The organism is Nostoc sp. (assembly GCF_036919555.1).
GTDB lineage: Bacteria > Cyanobacteriota > Cyanobacteriia > Cyanobacteriales > Nostocaceae > Nostoc.
On the sequence record NZ_JBALCS010000059.1, the window covers coordinates 17,354 to 27,902 of the forward strand.

A 10,549-nucleotide genomic window follows, 5' to 3' on the forward strand; every position below is an offset into this window, starting at 1 on the left:
GCAAGATTAACCGCGATTTCTAATCGCCAGGTGGTTTATAAACAAATTAGAGATTCTGGAAAGGCAATAAACGATGCGACTATCACAAATGTTATTCGTTACACTCCGGGATGATCCAGCTGATGCTGAGATTCCCAGCCATAAATTATTACTCCGTGCGGGTTACATTCGTCGTATCGGTAGTGGTATTTATGCTTATTTACCTTTGATGTGGCGGGTACTGCAAAAAGTTTCCCAGATTGTGCGGGAAGAAATGAACGCTACAGGCGCACAAGAATGTCTTTTACCACAATTACAACCGGCTGATTTATGGAAGGAATCGGGACGCTGGGATACTTACACCAAAGCTGAGGGGATCATGTTTTCCCTGATTGACCGCCGTGAGCAACAATTAGGATTAGGCCCAACTCATGAGGAAGTTATTACAGCGATCGCTCGTGATATGATTCGCTCTTATCGCCAGCTACCACTACATCTCTACCAAATTCAAACCAAATTCCGTGATGAAATTCGTCCCCGCTTTGGTTTGATGCGCGGAAGAGAGTTTATCATGAAGGACGGCTACTCTTTCCATGCCGATGAAGCCAGCCTCAAAGAAACTTACCAGGATATGTATAAAGCCTACAGTAATATCCTGCGGCGTTCTGGTTTAGCTTTTCGGGCAGTGGAAGCTGATTCTGGTGCAATTGGTGGTTCTGGTTCCACAGAATTTATGATTTTGGCGGAAGCTGGTGAAGATGAAGTTCTCTACACTGAGGATGGCAAATACGCCGCTAACGTAGAAAAGGCTGTTTCTTTACCAATTGATATTGAAGCCTCACGGTTTACAAGCTATGAGAAACGCGATACACCTGGAACAGAAACCATTGAAAAAGTCTGTCAACTCCTCAACTGTTCTCCCACTCAATTAGTGAAAAATGTCCTTTATCAGACAGTTTATGATAATGGTATAACGGTGTTAGTTCTGGTGAGCATCCGAGGCGATCAGGAAGTTAATGAGGTCAAGTTACAAAATGAATTGACCAAATCAGCTTCTGAGTATGGTGCTAAAACTATTATTAGTTTGAATGTACCAAATGTAGAAGCCCAGCAAGCATGGACAGCGAAATCTCTACCTTTAGGCTACATTGCGCCAGACATCGCAGATGAGTATATTACCGCTAATAAACAGATCCATCCCAAGTTTTTGCGTTTGCTGGATCAAACAGTCGTTGATTTAAAAAACTTTGTTACGGGTGCGAATGAAGCGGGCTATCACGTAGTTGGTGCTAATTGGGGTGAGCAATTTAAATTACCAAGTGGTGTAGTAGATGTGCGGAAGGCAAGACCAGGCGATCGCGCCATCCATAACCCAGAACAAACTCTTGCAAGCGCCCGTGGAATTGAAGCAGGTCACATCTTCCAATTAGGCACTAAATATTCTCAAGCGATGGGAGCAAATTATACCAATGAGCAGGGTGAAGAAAAGCCGCTATTTATGGGTTGTTTTGGCGTAGGCGTGTCACGATTGGCACAAGCTGCCGTAGAGCAATCTTATGATCAAGATGGGATTATTTGGCCAGTTGCGATCGCACCTTATTACGCGATCATCACAATTCCTAACATTAAGGATGCTCAACAAGTCGAAATCGCCCAAAAACTTTACACAGCACTCAATCAAGCGGGAATTGAAACCCTACTTGATGACCGCGATGAACGTGCGGGAGTGAAATTTAAAGATGCTGATTTGATTGGCATCCCTTATAGGATTGTAACCGGGCGGGCGATCGCTAATGGCAAAGTCGAAGTTGTAGAAAGAGCCACCCGGAAATCGCAAGAAATTGTCATTGATGAAGTTGTATCTACACTCAAACAGTGGATTACCGCCGCAATTCAGGTAAAAAATTAAATCCCAAGATTTACGCAGAGGAATAAATACTTTACTTTGCGTTCCTCTGCGTTTTCCTTTGCGTTCCTTTACGTTGTAAATTTAATCATCTCCAGAAAGAATGAAATTTACATAATTTGGCAGGTGACGAATTAGAAGTAAAAATTCTAAAATTGAATCAGTGACTCACAGGATTAATGCTTTTTGACACATAAAGTCTCCTCCAGGTTGTGGGAAACTCTCCACTTGTAAGTATCGTCCTTAACCAGGCTGCTCCTCACATAACTACTATATCAGCCCTCAGTCAGGAAAGTTTTGAACATGAAAGACCAACAAGGATCTAATCGTATTTCTTCAGGCGTAATTGCAGCCGTATCAGCAGCTGTTGTAGCGGTGGGTGGCGGCGTAGCTTGGTTTACTTCACACTCCAGCAATACTCCCACGCCGTCAAATCCCTCGGCGCGAATCGTTCAGCCAGCACAGCCATCAACTAAGCAGCCAGGTAATGAGCAAACTGCTAACGTTTATTGGCTCACACCAAAAGACAAAAATGTTGCTTTGGTACCCCAGCCTGTTAAAGTAGCTTCTGTACAGCCCAACCAGGCTTTAGAAGCAGCTTTCCAAACTTTGTTAGCAGGGCCAACAACAGGGACAGATTCAACAACTACTATCCCCAAAGCAACCAAGCTGTTGGGGCTGAAGTCAGAAAATGACGAGGTTCACGTTAATTTATCTGAAGATTTTACCAGTGGTGGTGGTAGCACTTCAATGATGGGGCGCGTGGGACAAGTTGTTTATACTGCGACAACTTTAAATCCCAAAGCCAAGGTGTACATTGACGTGAACGGCAAACCGTTGGATGTTTTAGGCGGTGAAGGCGTAGAGTTAGAACAGCCGCTAACTCGTGAAAGCTTTCAGAAAAATTATCCGCTTTAAAAAAGTTAGGAGTTAGAAGAGACGCGATTAATCGCGTCTGTACAGGAGTGAGGAGTTTTAACTCATAACTCATAACTCATAACTCATAACTCTTATGAAGCTTACCGATTGCTATTTAACACACGAAAGTTACGGGCTTGCTGTTCTAACCTTGTGGCGAGGCGATCGCAAACCCGATTACACAAATCAAAAATCATTTGATCTTCCACCCGGTAATAGGCGCAAGTTCCTTCACTGCGGCGGCTAAGGATTCCTGCTTGCCACATTACCTTCAGGTGTTTTGACACATTTGCCTGAGAAGTCTGTGTTGCCTCTACCAACTCTTGCACGCATTTTTCTTCATCCCGTAGTAAGTGGAGTAGCCGCAGGCGCATTGGCTCACTTAACAGGCTGAAGTATTCAGCTACTTGTTGCACCACTTCTGGTGGTAAAGGCAACGTTTGTTTCATCAGGATTAACCCGCAAGGACTGAAAGTTTTAATGATGACTCATTTCATATATACATTAATACTTAATCAGGGTTAATTCTCATCAAAGGTTGACCATATTCTACAGCGTCACCATTTTGGAGGAGAATTTCCATCACTTGGCCGGAGAGTTCGGCTTCGATTTCATTCATCAGCTTCATGGCCTCAATGATACAGACTGTTTGACCCTTGCGGACGCGATCGCCCACTTCCACAAATGCCGCTTCCCCCGGCGCAGAAGCGCGATAAAACGTTCCTACCATTGGGGAAGGCACTTCTACTAATCTCTGGTCAATGGTTGAGGGGGCATTTACTGACAATTGCAATTGTGTGCCAGTTCCAGCATTATCAAACACGCGACCTGTGGCCACCTCCGTTACTTGACTTGCGACCCCCTGGTTTCCCAAAGATGAACCCGATGTCAAGCCCGAACCTACCACACCGCCCAAGGTCGCTTGACCTCCGGAAAACACCTGATTGCTCATGCTCACAGCCTTACGGACTGTCAGTTCAAAGTCATCGCTTTTGAGCGTAACTTCTGCAATATCTGTTTGGGCGATAGTTGCCAGTAGTTGGCGGATTTCATTAAAGTCCAATGGCACAGTTTTTATTACCTCGACCTATCCGTAAATTAGCATCTTAAGTGTGGCAGGGATTTAATCCCTATGTAGGGATTTAAATCGGTGGACAAACATCTCAGTGGAGATGAAAGTTATTCCCTGCTGAGATATTTATCTTCCTGAGTATCAATTCGGATGCGTTCTCCTTGAGTGATAAACAAAGGAACCATCACAATTGCACCTGTTTCCACAGTTGCTGGTTTGGAACCACCTGTAGCAGTGTCACCTTTTATACCCGGATCGGTTTGTACAACTTCCAGAATCACAGACTTAGGCAATTCTACTCCTAGCACCTGTTCGCCCCACCGGATAACTTCCGCTTCCATACCTTCCTTGAGATATTTGACGCGATCGCCAATTTGTGCGCGGGTCAATCTGCCTTCTTCGTATGTTTCCATATCCATAAAGACGAACTCATCGCCCTCTTTATAGGTGTGTTGCATCGTGCTTTTTTCTAAGGTGGCTTGCGGGAGCGTTTCCCCTGCTCGGAACGTTTTTTCAATCACGCTCCCACTTTGGACATTTCTCAGTTTGGTTCTGACAAAGGCGGAACCTTTGCCTGGCTTAACGTGGAGGAATTCGATCACTCGCCATACAGTCCCGTCTAAGACAATTGAAACACCAGGTCGAAAATCGTTACTGGAGATCATGAAACTTTCAAATTTTGGAAGACAATCGGCATTTATTGTACCCTTCAAGGGGAGTAATTAGCTATTTAGTCATTTGGCATTGGGCATTGGGCATTGGGCATGGGGCATTGGGCATTGGGCATGGGGCATTGGGCATGGGGCATTGGGCATTGGGCATTGGTTATCGTAAATAAAAGGGTTTAAGACCCCAACCATAAAGGTAGCCCCAGTTTCAGTCGGGGTTTAAATCCCCCGGAGTTGCTCCTCTTGGGGAGACCCCAAGACCGCACTCCTCTTCGTCTGAAATTGTTTTGAATTTTGAATTTTGAATTTTGAATTGTTAATCTCCTTGTCCCCCTTGTCTCTCCCTGCTTCCTCATCCCCCCACTCTCCACTCAGCACTCATACTGTGGGAAGATTATTGATGGGTTACGTCCAGTCAACAATTCAATGCTGCATTTGAGTTATCCCATGCTTGACTTATTAAAATCGTGGCTGAAGAACAGCCTAATGGCAATACTGCTGGTAACAATATTTTTAGGCATAACTACATCTGGGTGGACTCCCTCTAGTAGTGCCGCGCTGCCAGCTGGCAATGCAATTACCGACGGTAAGGCTCTGTTGCGGTATGCACTCCCGATAGATAACAAACCCGTGCGGCAACTACAAGCCAGTTTAGAGGACATCTCTGCCCAACTGCGGGCGAATCGGCGGTGGGGTGCTATTTCCAAAGACATCAGCAAAGCATCCCGCATTCTCGATAAACCCTCCCAAATCTTAACAAGCGTTCCCGAAGAACGCCAACCCCAAGCCGAAGCTTGGATTACCGAGTTGAAATCTGGGGTGGGTAAACTGCAAGAATTGGCGGACAGTAAAGATAAAGAACAAATTCTGCAAGATAGAGCTAAACTGCTGAATCTCGTCACTCAGCTAGAAGAGTCAATGGTGAAACAATTCCCCTTTGAGGTGCCTACTGAGTACAGTAATCTGCCGCAACTTAAAGGTCGTGCCACTGTAGAATTCAAAACTAATAAAGGCGATTTGACCCTTGTAGTAGACGGTTACAGCGCCCCTATCACTGCTGGTAATTTTGTAGATTTGGTACAGAGGGGTTTTTATAATGGCTTAGAATTTACCCGTTCTGAAGAATCTTACTTTCTGCAAACTGGAGATCCTGCTGGCAAAGACGTGGGTTTCATTGACCCAACAACGGGCAAATATCGCGCCATTCCCTTAGAAGTCCTCGTTCAGGGTGATAAAGCACCTACCTATGGGATTACTCTCGAAGAAGCCGGTCGTTACGTTGATATGCCAGTTCTGCCTTTCTCTGCCTTTGGTGCAGTGGTGATGGCTCGTCCCGAAAGTGAAGTCAATGGTGGTTCATCACAATTTTTCTTCTTTTTGTTTGAACCAGAACTCACTCCCGCCGGACGCAACCTATTGGATGGTCGTTATGCCGTTTTTGGCTATCTCACCGAAGGCAAAGAAGTTTTGGATAAACTGAAGGCGGGTGACAAAATTGAATCGGCAACTGTGGTTCAGGGAATAGAAAATCTGGTTCAGCCGCAAGCAGCATAAGAAGAGAGTAGGGGGAGAACAATTACTAACTCAGGCTGTGTGCAACTTGCTCTCAAACCTAATCCCCAACCCCTCCCCTACAAGGGCTAGCGTCTACACATACAGCGTTTTTCAGGTAAATGAAGTACACAGGTAGGGGCACAACAATGTTCTGCCCCTACAATAATCGGTACTAAGTTGCAATCTGCTGTCAGTCATCGAATTACCCAAAACAAAAACCTCACCCTGGTTCTGCGTAGCAAAACCAGGGTGAGGTTTCTTTTGCTATTCGATAAACCGTAAATTGCGTCAAGAGAAACTTGTGTGTAAACCGTAGCCTCGTAGGAGAGAAAGGTACAACGAAAAACAAGCTTTTTAACATCAGTTCGACGAGGTTAAAAAATCACAGGACGTAGAACAGGCAAGTCTTTCAGATAAATTTTGTCGAATCTATATTAAAACAGTGAATTTACTGAAGTTAAGTATTAGTTTTTTATATACGTTTAATGGTTGACTCCTCTGCTATGCCAAAAAAATCCTGTTTTTACGTGATTTCCAGGATATAGCACGCAACAGCTGCAAAGAAAAAACTATTAATTAATAAGAGTAATTATGTCAGACACCATCCTGAGCGCGATCGCAAAAGAGCCAACTCAAAACTTGCATGAGCAAATACCTGCTACTCGCCTAGTTTTCATCGACTCACAGGTTGAGAACTACCAAAGTCTGGTAGCAGGTGTATTGCCCAATACGACTGTTATCGTCTTAGATGCTGACCAAAATGGCATTGAACAAATTAGCCAAGTGCTGGCAACTCATGGGGTAATCAACAGCCTACACATTGTTTCTCACGGCGCACCAGGGCAAGTCTATCTGGGCAACAGTCAACTCAGCTACGAAACTCTCGACCGTTATGCTTGGCAACTCATGGACTGGGCAAATGTTTTGAGTGCAGATACACAACTGCTCTTGTATGGTTGCAAAATAGGACAAACAGAGGAAGGTAAAGCATTTTTACAACGCCTGAGTGAATTGACAGGTGCAGTAGTAGCGGCATCTGATGACTTAACGGGGAGCACTGCATTAGGTGGTGACTAGGAACTGGAGGTTTCTACAGGGGCAATTGTTCCGACTCTGGCGTTTCAGCCAGAAGTAATGGCAGCTTACGCTTCAGTACTAGGTGTAGTAGTGCTTGACACCAGCTTCAACACTACTGGCAAGGTAACAACCGACTTTGCCAGTAATAATGACTATGGCAACAGTATTACCGTGCAACCTGACGGCAAAATTCTCCTGGCGGGAACTAGCGATAACGGGACAAATAGTGACTTTGCCATAGTGCGTTACAACAGCAATGGCACACTCGACACCAGCTTCAACACTACTGGCAAGGTAACAACCGACTTTGCCAGTAATAATGACTATGGCTCCAGTATCACCGTCCAACCTGACGGCAAGATTCTCGTGGCGAGAGGTAGCTATAACGGCATAAATAATGATTTTGCCATAGCGCGTTACAACAGCAATGGCACACTCGACAGCAGCTTCAACATTACTGGCAAGGTAATAACCGACTTTGCCAGTGATAATGACTATGGCAACACTATCACCGTGCAACCTGACGGCAAGATTCTCGTGGCGGGAGGTAGCTATAACGGCATAAATAATGACTTTGCCATAGCGCGTTACAACAGCAATGGCACACTCGACACCAGCTTCAACATTACTGGCAAGGTAACAACCGACTTTGGCAGTAATAATGATTTTGGCTTCAGTATCACCGTGCAACCTGACGGCAAGATTCTTGTGGCGGGAAGTAGCTATAACGGCATAAATAATGACTTTGCCATAGTGCGTTACAACAGCAATGGCAGTCTCGACACCAGCTTTAATACTACTGGGAAGGTAACAACCGACTTTGCCAGCAATAATGACTCCAGCTACAGTATCACCGTGCAACCTGACGGCAAGATTCTCGTGGCGGGAGAAAGCGATAACGGCACAAATTATGACTTTGCCATAGTACGTTACAACAGCAATGGCACTCCCGACAGCAGCTTCAACACTACTGGCAAGGTAACAACCGACTTTGGCAGCAATAATGACTCTGGCTACAGTATCAAAGTGCAACCTGACGGCAAGATTCTTGTGGCGGGAGGTAGCTATAACGGGACAGATAATGACTTTGCTATAGCGCGTTACTTGGTCAACCAAGTTCCAGTGGTGGCAAATGAAATACTTAATCAAGAAGCCAGCCAAGATAGTGTCTTCAACTTCACCGTACCAGCTAACACCTTCAGCGATCCAGATGCTGGAGATACCCTTACCTACACTGTAACTCTGGACAACGATAGCCCTCTACCCACTTGGTTGACCTTCAATACTACTACCAGTAGGTTCAATGGTACTCCCGCAAATGGGGACGTCGGTAGTCTAAACATCAAAGTTACCGCTAAGGATGTTGCTGGAGATAAAGTCAGTGATGTGTTTAAACTTGCGATCGCTGACGAGACTACTCTACTAACAAAAATTACAGGCGATATCTTTAGTGTCAAGACTAAGTATAAGATTAAAGGTAATAAAGGAAAACTCTCAATTAAGATTAAAACCAGTACCTCCAAAGAGGTAAATGAACTCGGTGTATTTTTCGTTGACGATGAACAAGGTAGGATTAAGGGCATAGCCCCTGGTGCAGAGGGCTATACCCAAGCGGCTCTTTTGCGCTCCAAGGTGATTTTCTCTGCCCTTGCCAATCTGCCCAATGGTTTTAATCCCGGCGACCTGACAAACATCTTAGAATTTGACTCTGATACCAAACTCCGATTCTATCTGGTATCCAACAGTACTACTCAGTCCGTGCTGTCTGGAAAAACCTCCCCCTCAAATGTCCTTTTTTCCTCTGCTACAAATAACAACGTAGAAGATGGAGGGTTTTCTTTCAACTTCCAGAATTTGATTGTGAATATTCAGGCAACAGAAAAACAAGCAACTTTGGGTACAGGTCTGCAAGGCAAAAAATATCAAGGGGAACTGATTGATTTACGGAGTGTGACACAATCGGTAACAGCTAACTTTACAGTTCACAGAGAAGCATCTTACAACAACTATGTGGGCTTTTATCAGGTGGCTGATGAGAATGGTGGCATTGACACCAACGGCGATGGTAAAGCAGATATTCTCGTTGGACAGGCTGGTTACAGCCAAGCCGCCCTGCATGGGCGTGTTGCAGGCATTGACTTGACAGTGAATAACCAAGGTACAGCAAATTACACAGGAACTTTCCAGCCCGGTTCTATCTTTGCGCCATTTATTATTGTTAATCCTAGAGCCGATGCCATTCTCCATAGCAATGCCAATAGCAATCGGAAGGTTTACTTCCCATTCTTGGGCGCTAGCTCAGATAAAGTAGATCACATTCGCCTATTAGGGAATAACACCTTTGGTTTTGAGGATTTACCAAATGGTGGTGATAAAGATTACAACGATGTTATTGTGCAGGTGAATTTGAGTGTGAATGCTGCATAGTATTAATCGCTGGTAATCTTTGCATAAAGTTTAACAACCCTATCCCGCAACAAGGATGAGGTTGTTTGAAAAGTTGTAAAGTATACTCAAAACCCACTCCTAACTCAGATTCCCGGCGGTGAACACCTGATCAACTGCGATCGCTAATTCGGGAAAAGTCCGTGAGTCAATTTGCCCAGTCGCTGTAAAAACTGTTTCTTCATAAAATCCATCTTCCAGTAGTAACACTGAAATCTTTGCTTCCAGTGGGTCTACAATCCAATATTCAGCAACCTCTAAGGCCGCATATTCAGATCGCTTATGGCGATAGTCCCGTTTCACCGACTCTGGACTGACCACCTCGACAATTAGTAACGGGGGTGACTGAAATACTGCTGAGGCATTTAACAATTCTCTGGCTTGCTCCAGTGTCACTACACACAGATCAGTCAACCTAGATTTATTTCTACCCGTTCTCACCCCACTTTCCCGAAAACATAGCCAAGTAGAGTTACAATGTTTGATTTCTGCTTTCAAGGCAGTATCCAAAAAATCGACAATCAGGAAATGTTGAATAGTAGGTGGATTCATTAGCTCTAGCTTGCCATCCACCAGTTCATAATGGAAATCACTGCCATTATCATAAGTTAAGTACTCCTCAAAGGTGATGCTGGTTACTGGTGTACTGACCATCCCAACTGTCTCCTAAACAATACCCATATCTTAATTCGTAAAGCGAGGGATGAGTACAGGAAATGAGAGATAAAGGAGCAGGGGGAGAAATGCCCAATGCCCCTCATCAGTGCTGAGTTTTGAGTTTTGAGTGCTGAGTGGGGAGTTAGGAGTTAGGAGTTAGGAGTTATAAGAATTCTTCCCCAATGCCCAATGCCCAATGCCCAATGCCCAATGCCCAATGCCCAATGCCCAATGCCCAATGCCCAATGCCCAATGCCCAATGCCCAATGCCCA

Annotated in this window: 10 protein-coding genes; 6 read left to right on the top strand and 4 right to left on the bottom strand. The window is 44.8% G+C overall.

The genetic code is table 11. The features are described from left to right. Positions 1 to 73: 73 nt before the first annotated feature. Positions 74 to 1,888 (top strand): proline--tRNA ligase, encoded by a 1,815-nt coding sequence (locus tag V7K36_RS17665; protein WP_335117812.1) that lies wholly within the window; start codon positions 74 to 76, stop codon positions 1,886 to 1,888. A gap of 300 nt (positions 1,889 to 2,188) precedes the next feature. Next, positions 2,189 to 2,803: a GerMN domain-containing protein gene (locus tag V7K36_RS17670; protein ID WP_335117814.1), complete on the top strand. Its 615-nt coding sequence runs from the start codon at positions 2,189 to 2,191 to the stop codon at positions 2,801 to 2,803. Between the two features lie 101 nt (positions 2,804 to 2,904). Here the strand turns inward: V7K36_RS17670 and V7K36_RS17675 are convergent, their stop codons facing one another. The 3 genes from V7K36_RS17675 to efp all read right to left on the bottom strand — a co-directional run bounded on the left by V7K36_RS17675 (position 2,905) and on the right by efp (position 4,540). Continuing rightward, on the bottom strand, positions 2,905 to 3,252 hold the full coding sequence (locus V7K36_RS17675) for an ArsR/SmtB family transcription factor (protein WP_334811386.1): 348 nt from the start codon (positions 3,250 to 3,252) through the stop codon (positions 2,905 to 2,907). A gap of 62 nt (positions 3,253 to 3,314) precedes the next feature. After that, positions 3,315 to 3,872: an acetyl-CoA carboxylase biotin carboxyl carrier protein gene (gene accB, locus V7K36_RS17680; protein ID WP_335117816.1), complete on the bottom strand. Its 558-nt coding sequence runs from the start codon at positions 3,870 to 3,872 to the stop codon at positions 3,315 to 3,317. 110 nt (positions 3,873 to 3,982) lie between these two features. Beyond that, positions 3,983 to 4,540 carry an elongation factor P gene (gene efp / locus V7K36_RS17685; protein ID WP_334833198.1) on the bottom strand — a complete coding sequence of 186 codons (558 nt, stop codon included), beginning with the start codon at positions 4,538 to 4,540 and terminating at the stop codon, positions 3,983 to 3,985. Positions 4,541 to 4,554: 14 nt separating this feature from the next. Between efp and V7K36_RS17690 the strand changes: the two genes are divergently transcribed. The 4 genes from V7K36_RS17690 (at position 4,555) to V7K36_RS17705 (ending at position 9,601) form a co-directional block, all read left to right on the top strand. Next, complete coding sequence (locus tag V7K36_RS17690) at positions 4,555 to 4,713, top strand: hypothetical protein (protein WP_335117818.1); 159 nt, start codon at positions 4,555 to 4,557, stop codon at positions 4,711 to 4,713. A 277-nt stretch (positions 4,714 to 4,990) separates the two neighbouring features. Further along, positions 4,991 to 6,097 (top strand): peptidylprolyl isomerase, encoded by a 1,107-nt coding sequence (locus V7K36_RS17695; protein WP_334833194.1) that lies wholly within the window; start codon positions 4,991 to 4,993, stop codon positions 6,095 to 6,097. 591 nt (positions 6,098 to 6,688) lie between these two features. Then, positions 6,689 to 7,174, top strand: a complete 486-nt coding sequence (locus V7K36_RS17700) for a DUF4347 domain-containing protein (protein ID WP_334833192.1) — start codon at positions 6,689 to 6,691, stop codon at positions 7,172 to 7,174. Positions 7,175 to 7,231: 57 nt separating this feature from the next. Further along, a complete protein-coding gene (locus V7K36_RS17705; RefSeq protein ID WP_335117820.1) occupies positions 7,232 to 9,601 on the top strand; it encodes a putative Ig domain-containing protein in 2,370 nt (789 codons plus the stop codon). Positions 9,602 to 9,700: 99 nt separating this feature from the next. Here V7K36_RS17705 and V7K36_RS17710 read toward each other — a convergent pair whose 3' ends face one another. Continuing rightward, positions 9,701 to 10,273 carry a Uma2 family endonuclease gene (locus V7K36_RS17710; protein ID WP_335117822.1) on the bottom strand — a complete coding sequence of 191 codons (573 nt, stop codon included), beginning with the start codon at positions 10,271 to 10,273 and terminating at the stop codon, positions 9,701 to 9,703. Between the last annotated feature and the right edge of the window lie 276 nt (positions 10,274 to 10,549).